18 protein-coding genes are annotated in these 21,802 nt (G+C 60.9%); 9 read left to right on the top strand and 9 right to left on the bottom strand.

Translation table 11 applies throughout. The features are described 5' to 3' along the window. The 5 genes from AC1D19_RS22685 to AC1D19_RS22665 form a co-directional block, all read left to right on the top strand. Positions 1–1,117 (top strand): calcium-binding protein (locus AC1D19_RS22685; RefSeq protein ID WP_477764614.1); only part of this gene is annotated, 1,117 nt, incomplete at its 5' end. Positions 1,118–1,167: 50 nt separating this feature from the next. Beyond that, entirely contained in the window at positions 1,168–1,878 is a 711-nt protein-coding gene (locus AC1D19_RS22680; RefSeq protein ID WP_477754903.1) for a hypothetical protein, read from the top strand. 609 nt (positions 1,879–2,487) lie between these two features. Then, the gene (locus AC1D19_RS22675) at positions 2,488–3,135 is read left to right on the top strand and encodes a hypothetical protein (RefSeq protein WP_477764613.1); all 648 of its coding nucleotides are present in this window, start codon (positions 2,488–2,490) and stop codon (positions 3,133–3,135) included. Positions 3,136–3,385: 250 nt separating this feature from the next. Then, complete coding sequence (locus tag AC1D19_RS22670; RefSeq protein WP_477764612.1) at positions 3,386–5,425, top strand: oxidoreductase; 2,040 nt, start codon at positions 3,386–3,388, stop codon at positions 5,423–5,425. 71 nt (positions 5,426–5,496) lie between these two features. Then, positions 5,497–6,423 carry a 1-aminocyclopropane-1-carboxylate deaminase/D-cysteine desulfhydrase gene (locus AC1D19_RS22665; RefSeq protein ID WP_477764611.1) on the top strand — a complete coding sequence of 309 codons (927 nt, stop codon included), beginning with the start codon at positions 5,497–5,499 and terminating at the stop codon, positions 6,421–6,423. A 57-nt stretch (positions 6,424–6,480) separates the two neighbouring features. On the opposite strand, the gene AC1D19_RS22660 is transcribed toward AC1D19_RS22665, so the two are convergent. The 3 genes from AC1D19_RS22660 to AC1D19_RS22650 form a co-directional block, all read right to left on the bottom strand. Beyond that, positions 6,481–7,041: a cytochrome b gene (locus AC1D19_RS22660; protein WP_477764610.1), complete on the bottom strand. Its 561-nt coding sequence runs from the start codon at positions 7,039–7,041 to the stop codon at positions 6,481–6,483. Between the two features lie 262 nt (positions 7,042–7,303). Further along, positions 7,304–8,131 (bottom strand): phosphonoacetaldehyde hydrolase, encoded by an 828-nt coding sequence (gene phnX, locus AC1D19_RS22655; protein WP_477764609.1) that lies wholly within the window; start codon positions 8,129–8,131, stop codon positions 7,304–7,306. A 165-nt stretch (positions 8,132–8,296) separates the two neighbouring features. Beyond that, the gene (locus tag AC1D19_RS22650; RefSeq protein WP_477764608.1) at positions 8,297–9,406 is read right to left on the bottom strand and encodes a 2-aminoethylphosphonate--pyruvate transaminase; all 1,110 of its coding nucleotides are present in this window, start codon (positions 9,404–9,406) and stop codon (positions 8,297–8,299) included. A 109-nt stretch (positions 9,407–9,515) separates the two neighbouring features. On the opposite strand from AC1D19_RS22650, the gene AC1D19_RS22645 reads away from it, so the two are divergent. Beyond that, the gene (locus AC1D19_RS22645) at positions 9,516–10,376 is read left to right on the top strand and encodes a LysR substrate-binding domain-containing protein (protein ID WP_477764607.1); all 861 of its coding nucleotides are present in this window, start codon (positions 9,516–9,518) and stop codon (positions 10,374–10,376) included. Between the two features lie 10 nt (positions 10,377–10,386). On the opposite strand, the gene AC1D19_RS22640 is transcribed toward AC1D19_RS22645, so the two are convergent. After that, entirely contained in the window at positions 10,387–11,259 is an 873-nt protein-coding gene (locus AC1D19_RS22640) for a LysR family transcriptional regulator (RefSeq protein WP_477764606.1), read from the bottom strand. A gap of 268 nt (positions 11,260–11,527) precedes the next feature. Between AC1D19_RS22640 and AC1D19_RS22635 the strand changes: the two genes are divergently transcribed. Both AC1D19_RS22635 and AC1D19_RS22630 read left to right on the top strand, forming a co-directional pair. Further along, positions 11,528–12,853 (top strand): MFS transporter, encoded by a 1,326-nt coding sequence (locus AC1D19_RS22635; protein ID WP_477764605.1) that lies wholly within the window; start codon positions 11,528–11,530, stop codon positions 12,851–12,853. 68 nt (positions 12,854–12,921) lie between these two features. Continuing rightward, on the top strand, positions 12,922–14,313 hold the full coding sequence (locus AC1D19_RS22630; protein ID WP_477764604.1) for an FAD-dependent oxidoreductase: 1,392 nt from the start codon (positions 12,922–12,924) through the stop codon (positions 14,311–14,313). Between the two features lie 3 nt (positions 14,314–14,316). Here the strand turns inward: AC1D19_RS22630 and AC1D19_RS22625 are convergent, their stop codons facing one another. Then, entirely contained in the window at positions 14,317–15,738 is a 1,422-nt protein-coding gene (locus AC1D19_RS22625) for a type VI secretion system Vgr family protein (RefSeq protein WP_477764617.1), read from the bottom strand. 225 nt (positions 15,739–15,963) lie between these two features. Here AC1D19_RS22625 and AC1D19_RS22620 point away from each other — a divergent pair, with 225 nt between their 5' ends. Beyond that, positions 15,964–16,668, top strand: a complete 705-nt coding sequence (locus AC1D19_RS22620) for a YebC/PmpR family DNA-binding transcriptional regulator (protein ID WP_008051121.1) — start codon at positions 15,964–15,966, stop codon at positions 16,666–16,668. 69 nt (positions 16,669–16,737) lie between these two features. On the opposite strand, the gene AC1D19_RS22615 is transcribed toward AC1D19_RS22620, so the two are convergent. The 4 genes from AC1D19_RS22615 to AC1D19_RS22600 all read right to left on the bottom strand — a co-directional run bounded on the left by AC1D19_RS22615 (position 16,738) and on the right by AC1D19_RS22600 (position 21,775). After that, entirely contained in the window at positions 16,738–18,057 is a 1,320-nt protein-coding gene (locus AC1D19_RS22615) for a leucine-rich repeat-containing protein kinase family protein (RefSeq protein ID WP_477764603.1), read from the bottom strand. 170 nt (positions 18,058–18,227) lie between these two features. Continuing rightward, positions 18,228–19,289 carry an ABC transporter substrate-binding protein gene (locus tag AC1D19_RS22610; RefSeq protein ID WP_477764602.1) on the bottom strand — a complete coding sequence of 354 codons (1,062 nt, stop codon included), beginning with the start codon at positions 19,287–19,289 and terminating at the stop codon, positions 18,228–18,230. Between the two features lie 18 nt (positions 19,290–19,307). Then, positions 19,308–20,423 carry an NAD(P)/FAD-dependent oxidoreductase gene (locus AC1D19_RS22605; protein WP_477764601.1) on the bottom strand — a complete coding sequence of 372 codons (1,116 nt, stop codon included), beginning with the start codon at positions 20,421–20,423 and terminating at the stop codon, positions 19,308–19,310. Continuing rightward, entirely contained in the window at positions 20,420–21,775 is a 1,356-nt protein-coding gene (locus AC1D19_RS22600; RefSeq protein ID WP_477764600.1) for an FAD/NAD(P)-dependent oxidoreductase, read from the bottom strand. The genes AC1D19_RS22605 and AC1D19_RS22600 overlap by 4 nt, the downstream gene beginning before the upstream one ends. Between the last annotated feature and the right edge of the window lie 27 nt (positions 21,776–21,802).

The following is a 21,802-nucleotide window of genomic DNA, read 5'->3' as shown; positions in this document are numbered from 1 at the left end:
GTTTTTCGGCGGCAGCGGCGACTTTGCGGGTACCGGCAACGCGCTCGACAACACGCTCGTGGGCGGTGCGGGTAACGACGTCCTGATCGGTGGCGCAGGTGCCGACACGATGGTCGGCGGTGGCGGCAACGATGTCTACGAAGTCACCGAGCTTGGGGACGTGGTGAGCGAGCTCGCCGGTGGCGGCAGCGACACGGTCTGGACCTCGCTCGCAAGCTACACCCTGGGCGCCAACGTCGAGAATCTGTTTTTCGGCGGCAGCGGCAACTTCGCGGGCACCGGTAACGTGCTCGGCAATACGATCGCGGGCGGTGCGGGTAACGACGTCATCATCGGTGGCGCAGGTGCCGACACGATGGCCGGCGGTGCTGGCAGCGATATCTACGAAGCCACCGACCTTGGGGACGTGGTGATCGAGCTCGCCGGTGCCGGCAGCGACACGGTCTGGACCTCGCTCGCGAACTACAGCCTGGGTGCCAACGTCGAAAATCTGTTTTTCGGCGGCAGCGGCAACTTTGCGGGCTCCGGCAACGTGCTCGACAACACACTCGTGGGCGGTGCTGGTAACGACCTCCTCATCGGTGGCGCAGGTGCCGACACGATGGCCGGCGGTGCTGGCAACGATATCTACGAAGTCACCGACCTTGGGGACGTGGTAGGCGAGAACGCCGGTGGCGGCAACGACACGGTCTGGACCTCGCTCGCGAGCTACACCCTGGGTGCCAACGTCGAAAATCTGTTTTTCGGCGGCAGCGGCAACTTCGCGGGCACCGGCAACGTGCTCGGCAATAATATCGTGGGTGGTGCGGGTAACGACGTTCTCACCGGCGGTGGCGGTAACGACGTGATGAGTGGCGGCGTCGCCGGCAACGATACGTTCGTGTTTGCTGCCGCGGGTTTCGGCAACGATACGATCCTGAACTTCGGAGCCAATCCGGCCGGGCAGGACTTGCTCAATATCACGGCGCTGGGGATCAACAGCGCGACGTTCGCTGCCAACGTGACCATAACGGCTAACGGGGCGGACACGGTGGTAGGGATCGGGGCGGACACCATTCACCTTGTTGGTGTCAACAGCGCGGCCGTCGATCAGACGGACTTCATTCTGGCCACTTGAGGTCCTGGTCAGTACTGTCGCAAGGAGCGTGGACAGCGGAGGGGAGGGCAATGGATGCCCTCCCTTTCTCCTTCCATTCAATTGTCCACTGGCTATCGGGATGCCAGCAGCGTACTGGAACTCATCAAGGCAAGTTGGAACCGAACTGCGAAATCAAAGAAACAATGGAAAAAGGAAACCCGGCCTTGAACATTTCAGCCATCTGCCTCTTGAGCAGCCTATTGGTTGCGGTCGCGGCTTCTGCTACCGGGATCACTTCGGTCTTCGACCTGGGCTTCACCAGGTCAGCCACAGAAACGCTGAAAAAACTGGACATCAACGACGCTTTTATTATCGCCGTCTCAAGTCCTGCAGCGTTTACCTTCTGCCGCAAAGGTTCGTCAACGCTCTGGAAGTATCAGGTGTTGGATCTAGAGCAACAGGCGGCGATCCAGATTGGCCAAAAGCGGTCTTCGACGGACTATCAACTAATTACCGTTGCGCATGTCAATAGCATTGCCTGCGAACAGGATCACCTTGCACCATTGGTTAAACCGCCTGTCAGGCGTGGACTTGTCCTCGGCCTGATCACCCTGTTTCTGTTGGTCGGCCTCCGATATACCTACCGGGCAATCATGGATTGCCGTTATGACCAAACCGGGTTTTCCAAGCCCGGCTTACAGCGCTTGAGCGAATCCCGGTTACCGCACAATTCGACAGTCATGGCGTTGGCCGCATGGGGTATAGCGGCAGCCACGGCATTTGTTTACTTCGGGTTTTGAGCATGAGCGCAGAGACTTGATTTACACCCTTATTGTTTAAGTTAATCCTGCGTTGCCATCTGCCTGAAAGGGTGGCCGAATCAGGGTGGAATTCGCAATCGGAGTTTGCTCTGGATGAGAGTCGCTCGCTATTGCGCGCGTTGTCGGATGTATAACAACTAGCGGATCCAATATGCAGTTGTAAAACTGCATGTAATCAAGCAGGCCAGTTGTGGTGGGGCATAGCGCGAAAGTTGGCTCATTACTGTCGCTTCAGGCGCACTTGCGCTACGCACCGCTTGTCGGTGGTTTGTTCGAAAAGTGAACATTGGAGCGTCTGTGGCCTCTGATTCTCAAGCACGTCAGCCATGACCTGCCCCCGCAATCGCAAAAAAAGAAGTGGAAGTTGGATCTCAAATGCAGTGAGTGCAAATTGGGGTTTTTTATCTGAAGTTCAGGGAGGTGAAAAAAAAGCCGTTCATTGATTTGCCGAGCGAATCAATGAGGTTAACAGTGCCGGGTTCATGACTTGGCTTATCTTTTAGAAGTAAGGTCGCACAGGATATTTGAATAAGTAAAAATCCTGTCAAGTAGTCGATCTGTACTGTCGAATAAGGTGGAGAGAATACCGTGGCGATAAATACAATTATGAATCTGCTGGAAAATAAAGAATTCCTGGAGTTTTTGCGTCTGGGTGTTATTTACGTTCATTTAGTGGCGTGTTGTGTAGCCATTGGTCTGGTGTTGACCAGTGATGTCGCTATGGTTAGAGACCTGTTAAGGCGAAAGGTATTGACTGAGCATGATAATGCTCACATGGAAAGTCTTCAGAAGTCTGTCATCGTTGCACTAATAGCTCTTTGGGTAACGGGTGTCGCTGTCGTCGGTATTGATTACCTGGGTAAAGGTGTCGAATACTTTATGAATCCAAAGCTTCAAGCCAAAGTCATTATTGTCGCGCTGCTGAGTTACAACGGCGTCTTGTTGCATCGCCTGGTACTGCCGGCACTGCAAAAGGCAGGCTCGTTGCTCAATCTCGGATTCAGTGCACGGATGCTGGCGTTGGCCTGCGGCTCGTTGTCGGCCGTGTCCTGGATGTATGCCGCCATGCTGGGTGTCGGGCGCCCTTTGGCCTGGAAGTATTCCCTTTCCGAACTGTTGATGGCTTATCCGGTACTGATTGTGCTGGGGTTCCTGACGATGCTGGTGTTGACCCAGCGAGCGAAACAACAGGACGACTACGTTGCGCCTGCGCGGACGGTAGCAAGCGCATGCTAAGCCGGTTCCGCGCGTAAATCTTGCGGGCTTGTCCAGAGTCCGAAAGGTAGCGACCTTCCTGGAGCAGGTTTCAACCCGGACCTGCACCGGAAGGTCGTTTTGGTTTTGAGTTGTAGCTGCTCATTTCGATCAATAAGTTGTCAGTTACGGTCATTGAGCGACAGCGGCGTGACTCTTAGTCTGTCGAACATGACTGATGGGAGCCGAAGAGCTCCCGCACTTTCCGTGATTGTTCGATGTGGAGTTTCCGATGACCGCCGCTCATTACCCGCACCTGTTGGCTCCGCTGGACCTGGGTTTCACCACGCTGCGCAACCGCACCCTGATGGGGTCGATGCATACCGGTCTTGAAGAGAAGCCAGGTGGCTTCGAACGCATGGCGGCGTACTTTGCCGAACGTGCCCGTGGCGGTGTCGGCCTGATGGTCACCGGTGGTATCGGCCCGAACGATGAAGGCGGCGTGTATTCCGGTGCGGCCAAGCTGACCACCGAAGAGGAAGCGCTGAAACACCGCATCGTGACCCGTGCCGTGCATGATGCGGGCGGCAAGATCTGCATGCAGATCCTCCATGCCGGTCGTTATGCCTACAGCCCGAAACAGGTTGCACCTAGTGCGATCCAGGCGCCGATCAACCCGTTCAAGCCCAAGGAGCTGGACGAGGAAGGCATCGAGAAGCAGATCAGCGATTTCGTCACCTGCTCGGTACTGGCGCAAACCGCCGAGTACGACGGTGTGGAAATCATGGGCTCGGAGGGTTATTTCATTAACCAGTTCCTCGCCGCCCACACCAACCACCGCACCGACCGCTGGGGCGGCAGCTACGAAAATCGTATGCGCCTGCCGGTGGAAATCGTGCGTCGCGTGCGCGAAGCGGTAGGCCCGAACTTCATCATCATTTTCCGCCTGTCGATGCTCGACCTGGTCGAAGGCGGCAGCACCTGGGAAGAAATCGTGCAGTTGGCCAAGGCCATCGAGCAGGCCGGCGCGACCATCATCAACACCGGTATCGGCTGGCACGAAGCGCGGATTCCGACCATCGCCACCAAAGTGCCACGCGCGGCCTTCAGCAAGGTCACGGCCAAGCTGCGTGGTTCGGTCACTATTCCGCTGATCACCACCAACCGTATCAACACCCCGCAAGTGGCCGAGCAGATCCTGGCCGAAGGCGATGCCGACATGGTGTCCATGGCGCGGCCGTTCCTCGCCGACCCGGATTTCGTCAACAAGGCCGCTGAAGGTCGCGCCGATGAGATCAACACTTGCATCGGTTGCAACCAGGCCTGCCTCGATCACACCTTCGGCGGCAAGCTGACCAGCTGCCTGGTCAACCCGCGTGCCTGTCACGAAACCGAACTCAATTACCTGCCCGTGCAGCAACTGAAGAAAATCGCTGTGGTCGGTGCCGGCCCGGCTGGTTTGTCTGCCGCGACCGTGGCCGCCGAGCGTGGCCATCAGGTGACGCTGTTCGATTCGGCCAGCGAAATCGGCGGTCAGTTCAACATCGCCAAGCGCGTTCCGGGCAAGGAAGAGTTCTTTGAGACCATTCGCTACTTCAACCGCAAATTGCAGACCAGCAATGTCGAGGTGTGCCTGAACACCCGCGTCGACGTGGCCGGGCTGGTCGAGGGCGGCTATGACGAGATCATTCTGGCCACCGGCATTGCGCCGCGCCTGCCGGCCATTGCGGGGGTGGAAAACGCCAAGGTGCTGAGCTACCTGGACGTGATCCTGGAGCGCAAACCGGTCGGCAAGCGCGTCGCGGTGATTGGTGCCGGTGGTATCGGTTTCGACGTCTCCGAGTTCCTTGTGCATGAAGGCGTCGCCACCAGTCAGGATCGCTCCGCGTTCTGGAAGGAGTGGGGCATCGATACGCACCTTGAAGCGCGCGGCGGTGTCGCTGGTATAAAGGCCGCGCCCCATGCCCCGGCCCGCGAGGTGTTCCTGCTGCAACGCAAGAAATCCAAGGTCGGCGACGGCTTGGGCAAGACCACCGGCTGGATTCATCGCACCGGCCTGAAGAACAAACAGGTGCAGATGCTCAACAGCGTCGAATACCTGAAGATCGACGACGAAGGCCTGCACATCCGCATCGGCGAAACCGGCGAGCCGCAGGTGCTGCCAGTGGACAACATCGTGATCTGCGCCGGGCAGGATCCACTACGTGAGTTGCATGACGGTCTGGTGGCGGCGGGGCAGAGCGTGCACCTGATCGGTGGCGCGGATGTTGCGGCAGAGCTGGATGCCAAGCGGGCGATCAATCAGGGTTCGCGGTTGGCGGCGCAGTTGTAATCCACGTCCGACAAGCTCACTCGCCACAAAGGTGCTGCTAAGATGCCGGATCACTCCAATGATCCGGCATCATGCTTTCTCCTCCTGACAACTGGCTTCCTCAAGTCCCCCTCGACCCCCTTCACCTCGACTGGCTCACTCACGCCGGCATCGAAGTGGCGATCCTGCGCCTGGACCAGATCGACCCGCTGATCAGCGGCAACAAATGGTTCAAGCTCATCGAGCACCTGAAGATCGCCGAGCGCCTCGGTGCCGAAGGCATCATCAGTCTCGGTGGCGCGCACTCCAATCACCTCCACGCGTTAGCGGCGGCAGGCAAGCGTTTCGGCTTTTCCACCGTCGGCCTGCTGCGCGGGCATCCTCAGGAAACCCCGACGGTCAAAGACTTGCAGGCGTTCGGCATGCAGTTGCACTGGCTGGGTTACGCAGGCTATCGAGCGCGGCATGACGCGGGTTTCTGGCAACCCTGGCAAACCCGCTATCCGACGTTGTATCCGGTGCCTGAAGGGGGAGGTGGTTTGCCTGGCGCCCTGGGTTGCATGCAACTGCGGGCCAGCGTTTGCGCGCAACTGGAGGGCTTGGGCTGGAGCGATTACGACGGCTGGTGGCTGGCCTGCGGAACCGGCACGACCCTGGCCGGCCTGGTGCTGGGCGAAGCGGGGGATCATCCGGTGTACGGTGCCCTGGCGGTGCCTGGTGACCACGGGGTGGCTCAGCAGGTCGAGAGGATGGTGCAGGAATCGGGTGTGGTCGATGCGGTGTATGAGCTGTTCGAGGCCAGTCGCGGCGGGTTCGCCAAGGTTGATCCACTGCTGCTCGACTTTATCGAACAGACAGAGCAGGTAGGAAATATTCCACTGGAGCCGCTGTATACCGGCAAGGCACTGCTGGCACTCAAGCACCAAGTCGAAGCGGGCCGATTCGCCCAAGGTACGCGACTGATCTTCATCCACACCGGCGGCTTGCAGGGGCGGCGGGGATTGAGCTCAAAAAGCTGAGCGGCGCTGCGATCCAGTGTGGGAGCAAGCCCGCTCCCACATTGGAATTCATTGGTCTCAGGTATCGCGGTTTACCCGCTTGGGCATCATCCGCAGCAAGGTGTTATCGCCCACCACATAGTGGTGATACAACCCGGCCACGGCATGCAGGCCGATCAGCCAATAGCCGATAGTGCCGCCGAGCTCATGCCAGCCCTGGAGTTGTTTGGCCAGGTCCTTGTTTTCTGCTATCAGCATCGGCAGGTCGAAACCGTAAAACATCACCTGATTGCCTTTGGCGCTGGTGACCAGCCACCCGAGAATCGGCGTGACGATCATGAAAATGTACAGCGCCCAGTGCATCAGCCTGGCCAGCGTCGTTTGCCAGTGTGGCGAGGCCGGGAAGATCTGCGGCGCCGGGCCGAGACTGCGCGCGAACAATCGCACCCAGACCAGAACGAATACGGTCAGGCCGAGCAGGAAGTGTGATTCGACGATCAGCGTGCGCCCGCCACTGCCCTTGGGAAAGATCCCGCGAAACTCGATACAGGCGTAAACCAGCACCAACAGGACCAGCATCAACCAATGCAGCGCGATCGATACGGTGCTGTAGCGCGATTCGGAGTTTTGCCACGGCATACGGTATTCCTCAGAGGTCCGGTTTAAAGCCACCGCTCTTGTCCGACGGTGTGCGTTAACTGTAATCCTGTTTCACCGGGTTTGCCTGAGGCGATTGGTCGCTGGATGCGCAGGTTCGGGTAATAGGCAGAAAAACACATTCCCCTGTAGGAGCGAGCTTGCTCGCGAAGGTCGCCAACGATGACGCACACCCACTGGGTAACCGCGGCATACTTGAGACCATCGCGAGCAAGCTCGCTCCTACAGGGGGAGTTGCGATTTCTTAGCTCGATTGCGGCATTTCTCCATTGGCCAGACGCTTGTTGATGTCGGCGATCACTTCCGGCAGATCAGTGATGGTGTCGATCATGTAGTGCGGGCGCGAACCTTCGAACATTGCGTGGATGCGCTTGCGCTCGCTGTCCAGTTGGTCGCTGCCCAGCGCGCGATAACCTTCGTAGTCCAGGCCCAGGGCGTTGCCCGAGCAGATCAGCGCCACGGTCCACATGCCGGCGCGGCGACCTTCGAGAATGCCCGGCACCGTGTCATCGATCTTCACGCACGCGGCGACATCGTCGATGCCCAGGGCGATGACGTTGGCCAGTGCCTGGGCGGGCCATGGGCGGCCATTCGGGACTTCGTCGGTGGCGACCACGTGATCGGCGACGTAGCCGTTGGTGGCAGCCAGTTCGACTACTTTGTCCATGACCTGTTTCGGGTAGCCGGAGCAGGAGCCGATCTTGATCCCTTGCTGGCGCAGGTTGGCGATGGTCTCCAGCGCCCCCGGAATCAGCGCCGAGTGTTCGGCGATTTTTTCGATCTGCAGCGGCATGAAGCGTTGGTAGACGGCGGTCACGTCATCGTCGGTCGGCGTGCGGCCGAACACTTTGCGATAACGCTCGGCGACTTCCGGCAGATCGCACAGGGTGCGGATGTGATCCCACTTGCCCATGCCCATCGGGCCACGGGCCTCTTCGATGGACACCTGGACGTCGAACTCGGCGAAGGCCTCGACGAAAATCTGCGTCGGGGCGAAGGAGCCGAAGTCGACCACGGTGCCGGCCCAGTCGAGGATGGCGGCTTGCAGTTTGGTTGGGTTGGAGTAGTTCATGGTGATCTGAGTCCTGTAATAACTGGCTATTGGAGAGCAGCTTTACTGTAGGAGCGACGGTGCGGCGATCCGACTTGCTCGCGATGGTCTTTCATTCAACATGTGAGTCGACTGACCGGGCCTCTTCGCGAGCAAGCTCGCTCCTACAGGGGAATGTGGTGAGGTTTAGATCTCTAACACTTCCATCTCGCGCAACACTTCAGCAATCGCCGCCACGGCTTCGCGCATTTCGGCTGGCTGGACATGGCCGATGCAGCCGACGCGGAAGGTTTCGACCTGGGTCAGTTTGCCGGGATAGAGGATGTAGCCCTTGGCCTTGACCCGTTCGTAGAACTCTTTGAACTGGTAGCGAGGATCTTTCGGGGCATGAAAGGTGGCGATGATCGGCGCCTGAATAGCCGCCGGCAGGAAGCTGCGCAGCCCCAGTTTGCCCATCTCTTCCATCAACACCTGGCAGTTGGCGGCATAGCGTTCGTGCCGGGCCGGCAAGCCACCTTCTTCGTTGTATTGCAGCAGGGCTTCGTGCAGTGCGGCGACCACATGGGTCGGCGGGGTGAAGCGCCACTGGCCGGTCTTGGCCATGTAGGCGTGCTGGTCCTGCAGGTCCATGGCCAGCGAATGCGAGTTACCGGTGGCGTTGGCCAGGGATTCTTTGCGAGCGAAGACAAAACCCATGCCTGGCACGCCCTCCAGGCATTTGCCCGAGGCGGCGATCAGTGCGTCGAACGGCACTTGCTGCGCATCCACCGGCAGGGCACCGAAGGAACTCATGGCGTCGATGATCAGGCGCTTGCCGTGTTCTGCGACGACCTGGGCGATCTGCGGCAGTGGATTGAGGATGCCGGTGCTGGTTTCGCAGTGAATCAGGGCGACGTGGGTGATGCCGGTGTCGGCACGCAGCAGGCGGTCGACGTCGGCGGCGGTGGTCGGCTCGTCTTCGGCGGTTTCGAAGGTACTGTAGGCGCGGCCGAGCACATCACAGATTTTCGCCAGGCGTTTACCGTAGGCGCCGTTGATCAATACCAGAATCTTGCCGTCCCGAGGCACCAGCGTGCCGATCGCTGCCTCGACCGCGAAGGTGCCACTGCCTTGCAGGGGCACGCAGTGGTGAGTGGCGGCGCCGTTGATGATTGCCAGCAGTTGCTCGCAGAGGCTGGCGGTCAATTGATTGAAACGGTCATCCCATGAACCCCAGTCGATCATCATCGCCTGACGGGTGCGGGCCGACGTGGTCAACGGGCCGGGGGTGAGCAGGATGGGTTCGGCAGTACTCATTCTCGTGTCCTCGCAATCGATGGGATGAAGCTACGGGACCTAAATTGCAATTTGCCGTGTTATCAATCAAATTGTTTATTGTTATGCCAGCCATCAGTGAGGGTTATTCATGAACCTGTTTCAGCTGCGCGCATTCGATGCCGTGGCGCGGGAAGGCAGCTTTACCCGGGCGGCGGCGCGGCTGTTCATCAGCCAGCCGGCGGTTACCGGGCACATCAAGGCCCTGGAGGAGCACTACCAGATCACCTTGCTGCGCCGCACCGCCCGCCGAGTGGAACTGACGGAGGAGGGCACCAAACTGGCGGCCATCACCCGGGCGATGTTCGGCCTGGCCGAAGAGGCGCAGGTGATGCTCGAAGCCAACCGGCAATTGCTGACCGGGCGTCTGGAGGTGGCGGCGGACGGTCCGCACATGGTCATGCCGATGCTCGCCAGCCTGCGGGCGCGCTATCCGGGGATCACGGTGAACCTGCGCCTGGGCAACGCCCAGGAAACCCTGGCGGCGCTGCTGTCCGAACATGCCGACGTGGCGGTACTGACCGAGGTCGAGCCGCGCAAGGGCTTGCATCTGCAGGCGCTGAACGAATCACGGATTTGCGCGCTGGTGCCCGCCGGGCATCCTTGGGCGCAGAAGGCCAAAGGCGTGCAGCTCAAGGAACTGGATCAGGTGATCATGGTGCTGCGCGAACCGGGTTCGATTACCCGGCGCACCTTCGATGAGGCTTGCGCCCAGGCCAGGGTCAATCCGCGGGTGCTGCTGGAACTGGACAGCCGCGAAGCGGTGACTGAAGCGGTGGCCGCCGAACTGGGGGTGGGGGTGGTGTCGTCGGTGGAGGTCAGCCACGACCCGCGGGTGGCGGCGGTGCCGATTATTGGCGAGGGGCTGGTGAATCGGCACATGATCGGGTGCATGGAGCGGCGACGGGATTTGCGCTTGATTCAGGCGTTTTTCGGGTTGGCGCCAGCGTAAGGTGATGGGGTCAGTTCAGACTCTCGCGCACCATCTCAAGAAACGTCGCCACCACCCGCCGCGAGCTCTGCTCGCGCAGGCAAACCAGTGTTTCAGTCAGCCGTCGTTCGCAATCGGTAATCGGCAGTGCACAAACCCTGGAGTCGGCGCCAAACTCGGCAGCCGACACCACGCCCACCCCGATCCCGACCACCACCGCTTCCCGCGCCGCCTCCCGGCCTTCGACCTGAATCGCCGGGCGAATGCGGAACCCGGCGCGTTGCATTTCTTCTTCCAGGGTCTGCCGGGTCACCGAACCGATTTCCCGCAACACCAGCGGCGTGTCGTCGAGGTCCGCGAGGGTGATGGATTCGCGATCCGCCCACGGATGATTGCGCGACACGAACGCCACCATCGGGTCGTTACGCAGGGACAGGGAGATCAGGCGTTCATCGCTGACGTCACGGCCCAGTAACGCCAGGTCGGCCTGATAGTTGAACAGTCGAAACAGCGACTCATCGGTGTTGCCGGTTTCGATCTTCACGCTGATCCCGGGGTAGCGTTCGCAGAAGCGGGCAATCTGCGGCAGCACATGCACCGGTGCATCCACCGCCAGAATCAGGCTGCCGGTCTGCAAGGCCTGGGAATCCTGCAACAGCTCCTGCGCTTGCGCCTCAATCACAAAAAGCCGCTGGGTAACGCTCAGCAGGCGCTCGCCCAGATCGGTCAGGCGCACCGAGCGCTTGTTGCGGTGAAACAGCAAGACGCCGTAGCGCTCTTCGAGTTTGCGCACCTGGTCGGAAATCGCCGGCTGCGTCAGAAAAAGCCGCTCGGCGGCTTTGGTAAAGCTTCCATGGACCGCCACGGCATGGAAGGCTTTGAGCTGGGCGTGGGACACCGACATGGAAATCTCCAGTAACAAGCTGAGCTTATTTTTGAAATACGATAAATCGATTTCACTTATTAATCAGTAATTGTTTTTATCCACCTCAGCCCCGCTGACGGGTCAGTCGAACAGCAGCGGGAGCCATGAGCCTGGGCGTGCAAAAACAGGACTCATCTGACCGGTATCCGCCGTAGGGACAGGGCGATATCGCAGTGCTCAACAATAAAAAAACAGGCGTTTTCTTCCAATTCTGCCGGCACACTCACACCCTGAGGTCAGAACCACAATGAACAAGCACATCGGCACCATCAAGCGTTGGCGCATGCAGATCTTCGCGATCACCTGGCTCGCCTACGCCGCTTTCTACTTCACCCGCAAAGCCTTCTCGGTGGCCAAGCTCGGCATCGCCGAAGACCCGACCTTCATGCTCGACAAAATGGCCATGGCCAACCTCGACGCCATCTACTTGACGGCCTACGCCGTCGGCCAATTCACCTGGGGCATCCTTGCCGACCGCTTCGGGCCGCGGGTGGTGGTGCTGGGCGGGTTGCTGATTTCCGCCTGTGCGGCGCTGGTGATGGGCAACTTTGCAACGTTACCGATTTTCGCTACCTGCATGCTGATCCAAGGGCTGGCGCAGTCCACCGGTTGGTCGGGGCTGTGCAAGAATCTCGGCAGCTTCTTTCCCTCGGAGCAACGCGGGCGGGTACTGGGCCTGTGGAGTTCCTGCTACGCCTTTGGCGGTCTCGTGGCGTCGCCGTTTGCCGGTTGGTGGGCGTATACGCTCATCGGCACCTGGCATGCGGCGTTTGTTTCCAGTGCGGCGGTGGTTGGGCTGGTCGCCGTGCTGTTTTTTATTTTTCAACGTAACAAACCGGAGGACGTCGGCTTGCCGGCGGTGGAGCCGGAACCTGAGCTGACCGCCGAACAAGCTGACGCGCAAAGCAAAATCAGCATGTGGGAGCCTTTGAAGGAAATCCTGCGCAACCGCACGGTGCTGGTGCTCGGGCTGGCGTACTTCATGCTCAAACCGGCGCGCTACGCGATTCTGCTGTGGGGGCCGGTGATCGTTTTCGAACAGATGCCTTCGGTGGGTAAGGTCGGTGCAGCAATCATTCCGACCTCGTTCGAGCTGGCCGGATTGCTCGGACCGATCATGATCGGCCTGGCCTCGGACAAACTGTTCGGCGCCCGACGCATGCCGGCTTGCGTACTCAGCCTGTTGGCGCTGACCGTGTCTTTGGCACTGTTCATGGGCGCCTTGCATACCGGTAGCGTGGTCCTGGTGGTGGCGCTGCTGTTCGTCATGGGCCTGACCCTCTACGGACCGGACTCGATGATCAGCGGCGCGGCGGCCATCGATTTCGGTACTGCCAAGGCCGGCGCCACAGCAGCCGGTTTCGTTAACGGCTGCGGCTCGGTCGGGGCGATTCTCGGTGGCCTGCTGCCTGGCTACTTCGACACCGTTACCGTGTTCATTGTCTTCGCCGGCTGCGCCATGTTCTCGGCGCTGGTGCTGATCCCGCACTGGAACAGCCGCCCGGGCGGCCTGAAAACCAACTACCCGTTCGTGCCCAATCGGACGATGACCATCAAACCCCTGCGCACCTGAATCCTGTCCCTCGTCGCCTGCTGCGTCCGCGGCAGGCTGGCGTGTGGGCCATTGACTGGAGATTTCCCATGAGACCCTTTTGGCTGGACCAGGCCTTGAAGGCTGATGCGTCCGAAACCTGTCCGCCACTGCAAGGCGACAGCCGCGCCGACGTGTGCATCGTCGGCGGCGGTTATACCGGGTTGTGGACCGCGATCATGCTCAAGGAGCAGAACCCCGAGCTGGACGTGTTGCTGGTCGAAGCGGATATCTGCGGCGCCGGGGCCAGTGGACGCAATGGCGGTTGTGCGCTGTCGTGGTCGGCCAAGTATTTCACCCTTGAGCGTTTGTTCGGCGTCGAAGAGGCCGTGCGTCTGGTCAAGGAGTCCGAGCGCAGCATCCATGCCATCGGCGCCTTCTGCGAACAGTATGCGGTGGACGCCGATTACCGCCTCGACGGTACGCTCTACACCGCCACCAACCGTGCCCAATGCGGCTCGACCGATGCGGTCATCGCAGCACTGGAGCGCCACGGCATCAACTCGTTCACCCAGCGGCCGGTGGCCGATGTGCAGCGCATGGCTGGCTCCGGCAAACACCTGGAGGGCTGGTTTTCTCCGGCCGCGGCCAGTGTGCAGCCGGGCAAGCTGGTGCGCGGTCTGCGCCGGGTTGCCTTGCAGTTGGGCGTGAGGATTCACGAAAACACCGCGATGACCGGGCTGGAAGAGGGCAAGCCGGTGGGCATTCAAACCCCCAGCGGCACCGTCCGCGCCGACCGGGTGGTGCTGGCGATGAACGCCTGGATGGCCCGAGCGTTCCCGCTGTTCGAGCGCAGCGTGGCGATCGTTTCCAGCGACATGCTGATCACCGAGCCTCGGCCGGATTTGCTCGACGAAATCGGCCTGACCAGTGGCGTCACGGTGCTCGATTCACGGATTTTCGTGCACTACTACCACAACACCCCGGACGGCCGGATCATGCTTGGCAAGGGTGGCAATACCTTCGCTTACGGTGGACGCATGCTGCCGGTGTTCGATCAACCTTCGCCTTACGCCGGTTTGTTGCAGAGCAGCCTGGCGGATTTCTTCCCGGCGTTTGCCGACGTCAAGGTCGAAGCGACCTGGAATGGTCCGTCGGACCGTTCGGTGACCGGGCTGCCGTTTTTCGGGCAGATGAGCGCCAGTGGCAATGTGTTCTACGGTTTTGGCTACTCCGGCAGCGGTGTCGGGCCCTGCCATATGGGCGGGCAGATTCTGGCGTCGATGGTCCTGGGCCTGGACAACCCCTGGACCCGTTCGCCACTGGTCAACGGACCGCTGGGTTTTTTCCCGCCGGAACCGATTCGCTACATTGGCTCGCTGATGGTGCGCAACGCCATCCGCCGCAAGGAGCGTGCAGAGGATCACGGGCGTCGGCCGCGGCATCTGGATGTGCGATTGGCGAAGTTCGCCGCAGCAGCCGGCAAGGCTGACAAGGGCTGAGTGTCAGGGCGCAAGGTCCGAGCGGCTGAGCAGCCAGTCGAACAGCAGGCGGGTATCGCCACGGGGCTCACGCGGACGAGGGCCGCGAGGTTGTGGCCGTGAGCCCATGGCCGTACAGAGCACCGGGCGATCCGGGTCACTGTCGAGGAAAATCACCAGTACCTCGCTGCCGGCCAAGGGCAGGCGGGACGGATCGATCCAGTCCTCGGCGGTGGTCAGCGCCAGCGGCAGCCACAGGCCATCGGACGCCTCTGCGACTGCTTGTGTGACGGGCCAGAGGTTCACCTGAACCCGGCCATCCTCATCCACCGTTGGCGGTTGCCCGACCAGGCCGCACACCTGGCCGGGCTGATACCCGGGAATGCTCGGCCTGGGTTGTTTGAGCGAGGGCCTGAACACTGTCGACCAGGGGATGGCGCTGAATTGATTGCAGTAGCCCGGGGTGATGCCCGGTGAGTCGTCGAACAGAATCGATGAATGACGCCCCTCATGGCGGATTTCGGTGACCAGCCATTGGTCATTGAAACTCGCCAGCGGGTGCTCGGCCACCTGTACGATCCGGCCACTGCGTAGTGCACCCTGGTTACTTTGGCCGTGGATCTGCAGGTGTCGGCAACGCAGACGTTCCAGTTGTCGACGGCTGAGCTGATCGCGATGTTGTTGTTCGTGGGCGGGAAAGTGTCTCGTCGTGGCGAACGAGTGATTGGCTGCGTCGTCGCTGGTGTCCGCTGCACCAGGATTCCTGGCACCCGGGCGCACGGGGGAGAGCGTCGCGTCATGGCGCTGGAACAGTTCGCTGATCACAGGTTCGTGATGTTCGTCGAGGGCGCCGCTGCGCATCGGCATGAGCAGCGGTTCCTGGGGGAAACTCAGGCTGTCATCGGCCAACACCAGGACATGGCCATCGCGTTGATGCTCGAAGTGGTAGTGGATGCCTTCTTCCTCGCACAGTCGTTGCAGCAACGCCAGGTCGGTTTCATCGTATTGAATGCAAAAAGGTCGCAGGGGATAGTGCCCGGCTGCCAGTTCAAAGCGATAACTGCCGGCGGGCAACCCATGTTCCTCGAGCAATTGGCGCAGGATCATGGGCACGCTGGCGCGCTGGAAGACGCGTCGGCGTCGTTGCTGCTCCAGCACTTGGACACGGGACACCAGCACCAGCTTGTAAGCGACCCGGTGCCCGCTTCGATGTTCACTACTGGCGCTGTGTAGCACGCCATGAATGCCTTGATCGTGGCCGAAGTCGAGGAACACCGGTTGGCGCAGCAATCGCTCAAGGTTCAGGGCCGGTGCCAGCCCGATAACCTCGATATCGAATCGATAGGGCTGGTTGAGTGCTTCATGACCGCTGAACCGGACCACCTGGAAACTCAGGTCGTCGTCGAGAAGCGTCAGGGTGGTGGGACTTTCCTTGTCGTTGTGCATCGAACACGCTGCCGCCGTGAAGTAGGGTGCAAAGCGTACGAAACCCCAGCGCATTGCGGGCACGTTAAAGCGACATTTCCGAATCGCCCTACAACCGCTGGTGAAGATGTCGATGCAAGTCGGGATTTTTTGGTCGATTGCCAACTTTAGGCCGTATAAACTTGCACAAAGCGTCGACCAATAGATGTCTCGGCGCCACAGATGCCACAGATAAGAGAGTGAGAAATGGGCGCACAGTGGAAGGTTAAACACAAAGAAGCGGCAGCCAATGCCAAAGGCAAGATCTTCGGCAAACTGGTGAAGGAAATCACCATTGCTGCGCGCAACGGCGCTGATATTGCTACCAACGCGCACTTGCGCCTGGTGGTTGAACAGGCCAAGAAAGCTTCGATGCCCAAGGAAACACTGGATCGCGCCATCAAGAAGGGCGCGGGCCTGCTGGGCGAAACCGTGCAATACCATCGCGTGACGTATGAAGGGTTCGCCCCGCATCAGGTGCCGTTGATCGTTGAGTGCGTGACCGACAACATCAATCGCACCGTCGCCGAGATCCGCGTGGCATTCCGCAAGGGTCAACTGGGCGCTTCCGGTTCCGTGGCCTGGGACTTCAACCACGTCGGCATGATCGAAGCGTCGCCGGACACCCCGGACGCCGATCCGGAAATGGCCGCCATCGAAGCCGGTGCACAGGATTTCGAGCCGGGTGAAGAGGGTGCAACCCTGTTCCTGACCGAGCCGACCGACCTCGATGCGGTACAGAAAGCCCTGCCGGAACAAGGCTTCACCGTGCTGTCGGCCAAACTTGGCTACCAGCCGAAAAACCCGGTCAGCGGCCTGAGCGATGAGCAGATGGCGGAAGTCGAAGCGTTCCTCGAAGGCCTCGATAACCACGACGACGTGCAGGACATGTTTGTCGGGTTGGCGGGTTGATCGAACTGGCTTTGATCTGACCTGTGGCGAGGGGCTTGTCGGAACGCCGCCTCGCCACAGGTTCTGTATTTATATCTTGAGTCCAGCCAACTCCTGGACGATCTCCTCAAACCCCGGCCGCTCCAGCACCTGCGGCTGACAGCAACTCCGTTCTAAATCTTCCAGCACCCCACGCAGTTCATCGCTCAACCCCGAGTCGATTCGCGCCAGCAACTCCCCCAACAACACCCCGAACGCCCGCACCTCGATCCGCTGCAAGGCACGGCTTTCAAGGCTGTCGGAAATCGCGTGGAACGACGCCGCACCAAAGTCCCCCAGCAAGCAATCACCCTGTTCACTCCACAGAATATTGTGCCCATAGAGGTCGCCGTGGGTGATGCCATGACCGTGCAGGTGCTCGGCCACCGAGGCAATGCCCGAGGCAATGCGCAGCGCCACCGCGGCACTGAAACGCAAATCGTCGGGGTAAATGTCGCGGCTGCACGACGCCAGGCTCGGCAGTGCGGCGAGGTTGCGGTAGCTCGGTGCGATCAGTTGCATCACCAGCCCGGCGGTTTTCTGCGGGTGATCGACAATCCGCCCTTCGACGCGGATCAGGTTCGGGTGCAGGCCAGCGGTGATGCAGGCGTTCATCTCGTGCAATGGCGAACCGTCGCTGGTCATTTCGCCCTTGTAGAGCTTCACCGCAACGACCATGGGCGGCTGGTCGCCCGGTTGCCAGACGGCCTGATGAATCACCCCGGAGGCCCCTTCGCCGAGTTTTTTCTCCAGGCGCAATGCCGACCAGTCAATACGCGGTGTGGCGTCGAGGGCCGAGGCATCGGCTTCGGTTTCCAGCGGGTTACCGGCGTACGCCAGCCAGGTCAGGCTCGGCAGCTCCAGCAGCCATTGCGGCAACCCGGTCAACCGGTTGGCGGCGATGCGGATCAGTTCCAGCCGATGGCACTGGCGCAACGACTCCGGCAGCGCTTGCAAACGGTTGCCGGCGAGCATGAGCTTTTGCAGGAACGGGCGCTCTCCCAGTTCGGTCGGCAAGGTTTCGATGCAGTTGTCGGTCAGGATCAGCCAGCGCAGCAGCGGTGGGAGCGCCGCTGCGGGCACGTGGTCGATGCGGTTGGCCTTGAAGCCGATCATCGTCAGTGCGGTGCATTGGCCCAGGCAGGCCGGCAACTCGGTGAAACGGTTATCGGAACAGAACAGCACGCGCAAACGGCTCAGGCGATGCAAGTCCTCGGGCAGGGCGCTCAAGGCATTGCCGCTGAGGTTGAGCACTTCCAGCGAGTCCGCCAGATCGAAGATCTCCCGGGGGAATTCGGTCAGGCCGTCGACCAGATCCAGCCGCGTGATGCCCGACAACTCGCCGTTACGCAATTGAGCAAGGGTATGCATGAACAGATTCGCTATTGATCAAGGAATAGGCGCGTGGCACCGCAAATGCGCGACATGATAGCGGGAAAGATGTGGCGACTGTCAGGCCGCCTTCGTCGGAACGCCGCCCGGAGCAAGCCCGCACTCACAAGGTCATGCCGATGCCCACACAGCTGTGCGTTGCCAGTGACCTAGCGCTCGATACTGCGGCTCCACCGCGCATTCCATGCCGGACGTTGTTCGTTAACCTGATCCCAATCCAGGGCAATCGCCGTATCGAGGTAATGTTTCATGGCTTCGACCTGACCATGGGTTCGCTCGGTGGTTGGGGTGTTGGGGTTGGACGGAATCTGGTCGCCATCCTCGAGTGCGACGGCCTGGGCTTGCGGGGTCAGCAAGAAGGCGGCAAGTTTTTGCGCCAGCTCCGGTTGCGTGTTATTGGCGATTGCGCATTCGGCGACGTTGAGCACCACGGCGCCTTCCTTCGGCTGTGCGTATTCCACTGGCATGCCCTTGAGCTTCAGAGCCGTCACCTGGGTCGGCGTCAACGGGAACAGCGCCGCTTCGTCGGTCTGAAGCATTTCGGAGATCTTCGCCGAGCTCGGAATGTATTCCAGTACGTTACGCCCGACGGTGTTCGGCCAGGCCTTGAAACCAGGGTCGACATTGGTTTCGGTGCCGCCCTGGATCCGGTTGAACATCAGGAAACCGTGCAATCCGAACGTCGAAGAGGCCATCGACTGGAACACCAGTTTGTCCTTGAAGCGCGGGTCGGCCATGTCCATCCAGGAGGTCGGCGCGCTCCAGCCTTTTTCTTTGAACAAGCGGGTGTTGTATGCCAGCCCGGTGACCCCGAGGCTGACCGCCACGGCCTGGTCCTTGATCCGTCCCTTGGCCGGAATCTGTTCCAGCGTCGGGCTGTCTTCGAGTTTGTCGCACAGTCCCATGGAGATCGCGCGGTACATGATGCCGTCGTCGAGGAACATCACGTGCATCTGCGGGTTGCCCTTGCTGGCCTGAACCTTGGCCAGGATATCGGATGAGGTGCCCGGTACGATCACTACTTTGACGTTGTTGGCCTTCTCGAAAGCCGGCAGCACCTTGTCGGCATAGAGCCGCTCCATGGTCCCGCCGTTCATGCCCAGATAAAGTGTTGGCTCGGCCTGGGCCTGAGTGACCGTGAGCAGGGCGCCCACGCAAGAAAAACTTAGCCAAGAGAAACCGAGCAGTGCACTGCATTTGACGTTATTCATTGGCGCGACCTTCCTCTATCAAGCTACGGAGATGGAGTGAAACCGGGTGATGGAAAACGCATCCAGCGACGTCTTTGATGCGCCGCTACAGATGATTTCGGTGAGCGCCTGGCCCACCGCGGGACCGATCTGGAAACCGGCGCCGGCAAAGCCGAACGCGTGCAACAGACCGGGTTGGGTACCACTGTGGCCGATCACCGGTTGGCGATCGGGCAGATAACCTTCGGTGCCGCTCCAGGTACGAATCGCCTGGGCACCTTCAAGAAACGGGTAGAGCTCGACGGCCTGGCGGAGTATTTCCAGCACTGCGCCTTGACCGGGGCGGGCGCGGGTCTCGTCGAGGGCATAGCCCTGGCCGCCGCCCAGTACGCAATTTCCCCGAGTAACCTGACGGGCATAAATGCCACCGCCCTCGACGCCGGTGCTGGCATCCATCACCAGCGGCAACGGTTCGGTGACCAGCATCGCCGGGTGACCTGAATGCATCGGCACCGGTTCGCCGAACTGCGTGGCCAGGCTGCCGGCCCAGGCTCCGGCGCAGTTCAACAGCCAGGGTGCACGCCATTCCAGGCCAGTTTGCGTACGGACACGAAATCGTTGTCCGTCATGTTCTACAGCGCTCACCGCGCATTGTTCGTAAACCTGCGCGCTCTGTTGCCGCGCCGCCCGAGCGAACGCCGGAGACACCAGGCGCGGGTTGGCGTGACCATCGTCAGGGCAATAGGACGCGCCTGCCGCCACGTCTCCAACCCACGGAAAACGTGCGCGCAATTGGGTTCGGTCGAGCACTTGCAGATCGAGACCGAACCCCCGACTGCTATCGGCGTAGTCTCGCAGGGCTTGCAGATCGTTGAGACTGCGGGCCAGTTTAAGGTGACCGCTGCGCTGGTATTCGCCGTCGATGCCAATCAGTTGTGGCAACTGCGCCCAGATTTCGTGGGCCTTTTGCGACAGCGGCAATTGCGCCAGGTGACGACCCTGACGCCGCACGCCGCCGTAGTTCACGCCGCTGGAATGTGAGCCGCAAAAATCCCGTTCCAGCAGCGCCACGCGCCGACCGGCCCGACTGAGAAACAGGGCGGCGCTTGCACCGACAATGCCACCGCCAATGATGACTGCATCGACTTCGTTCAAAGCTCGATCTCCAGGCCAAACGGCAGCGGTTTGATCGGTGCCTGGGCGCGCAACCGGCCGATATCGGACACAGCGCGCTGGCTCTGGGAGGCAATGATTTCTGCTGCTGCGGCACCGCACATCCGACCCTGGCAACGCCCCATGCCGACACGACAATGAGCCTTTACCCGGTTGATTTCCCAATGACCTTCGCGCACCACGTCGCGAATATCCCCGGCGCGTACTTCTTCACAGCGACAGACCATCACGTCATCGGTAAGACCAGCGGCCCAGTTGTCGGGAAATGTAAAGGCGCGTTCGAGGCCCTGACGAAATTCGCTAATGCGTTCCAGGCGGTGTTCCAACTGGGCAGGGCGCTGCGCCGAAATCAGATGACCCATGTCGTCGAGCAGTGCCAATGCGGCGCGCTCACCGGCCATTTCCGCCGCGTCCGCACCCATGATGCCGGCACCGTCGCCCGCCAGATAAACCTCGGCGACACTGCTGCGGCCCGCACGGTCACGTTGCGGTAACCAGGCGCGATTGAGCGGGTTCCAGGCGAATTCACAGCCGAGCAGATCGGCCAGTTGGGTTTCACTGCGCAGGCCGTGAGCGAAGGCCACGGCGTCGCAGTCGAGTGAGTGGTTGCCCCTGGCGTTGGACCAGCGCAGCGATTGCACGCGTTGCTCGCCGTCGATGGCTGCCAGGGTCGCGCCTTGATGCACAGGGATGCCGTGCGCGGTCAGCCAGCCGCGGTAATAAATGCCTTTGGCCAACGTGGACGGTTGCGCCAGCAGGCCGGGCAGGGCTCGGGCCTGTGCGCTGAAGGGTGAGCTGTCGAGCACCGCGACCACGTTGGCCCCAGCCTTGGCGTATTGATAGGCGACCAGGTACAGCAGCGGGCCGCTGCCGGCGAACACCACGCGTTCGCCGATGGCGCAGCCCTGGAACTTCAAGGCGATTTGCGCCGCACCGAGACTGTAGACCCCCGGCAATGTCCAGCCCGGTACGGGCAGAATCCGGTCGGTGGCGCCGGTGGCGACGATCACTCGGGAGAACTCCAAGCGTGCTGCGCGGCCGTTCTGCAAGGTGTCGAGGGCGCCGTCTTCGGCATTCCACACCAGGGTTTCGGCGCGGTAATCGATTTGTTCGCGCAGTGCGTCAATCGTCTGATGCAGCGCATTGGCTTTGCGTGCTTCAAAGCCATACAGCTTGGCCGGCGAACGTTTGAAGTTGGCCGGTTGACGCCGATAAATCTGCCCGCCGCCGCGTGCGGCTTCGTCCAGCAGCACCGGACGCACGCCATGGGCAACCAGCGTTTGAGCCGCACGAATGCCCGCCGGACCGGCGCCGACGATGACCACAGACTTCATACTCTCACCCCTGTGGGATTCGGTTTC

Source organism: Pseudomonas sp. P1_C12 (genome assembly GCF_056406435.1).
Note: the sequence above shows the minus strand (reverse complement) of the source record. Positions and strands in the feature narration are given on the sequence as shown.

Bases quoted from the DNA above. Each gene is read 5' to 3' on its own strand.
- AC1D19_RS22620 (WP_008051121.1), top strand. From the start codon at position 15,964: ATGGGCGCACAGTGGAAGGTTAAACACAAAGAAGCGGCAGCCAATGCC.
- AC1D19_RS22625 (WP_477764617.1), bottom strand. From the start codon at position 15,738: ATGCACAACGACAAGGAAAGTCCCACCACCCTGACGCTTCTCGACGAC.
- AC1D19_RS22610 (WP_477764602.1), bottom strand. From the start codon at position 19,289: ATGAATAACGTCAAATGCAGTGCACTGCTCGGTTTCTCTTGGCTAAGT.
- AC1D19_RS22645 (WP_477764607.1), top strand. From the start codon at position 9,516: ATGAACCTGTTTCAGCTGCGCGCATTCGATGCCGTGGCGCGGGAAGGC.
- AC1D19_RS22665 (WP_477764611.1), top strand. From the start codon at position 5,497: ATGCTTTCTCCTCCTGACAACTGGCTTCCTCAAGTCCCCCTCGACCCC.
- AC1D19_RS22615 (WP_477764603.1), bottom strand. From the start codon at position 18,057: ATGCATACCCTTGCTCAATTGCGTAACGGCGAGTTGTCGGGCATCACG.
- AC1D19_RS22670 (WP_477764612.1), top strand. From the start codon at position 3,386: ATGACCGCCGCTCATTACCCGCACCTGTTGGCTCCGCTGGACCTGGGT.
- AC1D19_RS22635 (WP_477764605.1), top strand. From the start codon at position 11,528: ATGAACAAGCACATCGGCACCATCAAGCGTTGGCGCATGCAGATCTTC.
- AC1D19_RS22680 (WP_477754903.1), top strand. From the start codon at position 1,168: ATGGATGCCCTCCCTTTCTCCTTCCATTCAATTGTCCACTGGCTATCG.
- phnX (WP_477764609.1), bottom strand. From the start codon at position 8,131: ATGAACTACTCCAACCCAACCAAACTGCAAGCCGCCATCCTCGACTGG.
- AC1D19_RS22600 (WP_477764600.1), bottom strand. From the start codon at position 21,775: ATGAAGTCTGTGGTCATCGTCGGCGCCGGTCCGGCGGGCATTCGTGCG.
- AC1D19_RS22640 (WP_477764606.1), bottom strand. From the start codon at position 11,259: ATGTCGGTGTCCCACGCCCAGCTCAAAGCCTTCCATGCCGTGGCGGTC.
- AC1D19_RS22630 (WP_477764604.1), top strand. From the start codon at position 12,922: ATGAGACCCTTTTGGCTGGACCAGGCCTTGAAGGCTGATGCGTCCGAA.
- AC1D19_RS22650 (WP_477764608.1), bottom strand. From the start codon at position 9,406: ATGAGTACTGCCGAACCCATCCTGCTCACCCCCGGCCCGTTGACCACG.
- AC1D19_RS22660 (WP_477764610.1), bottom strand. From the start codon at position 7,041: ATGCCGTGGCAAAACTCCGAATCGCGCTACAGCACCGTATCGATCGCG.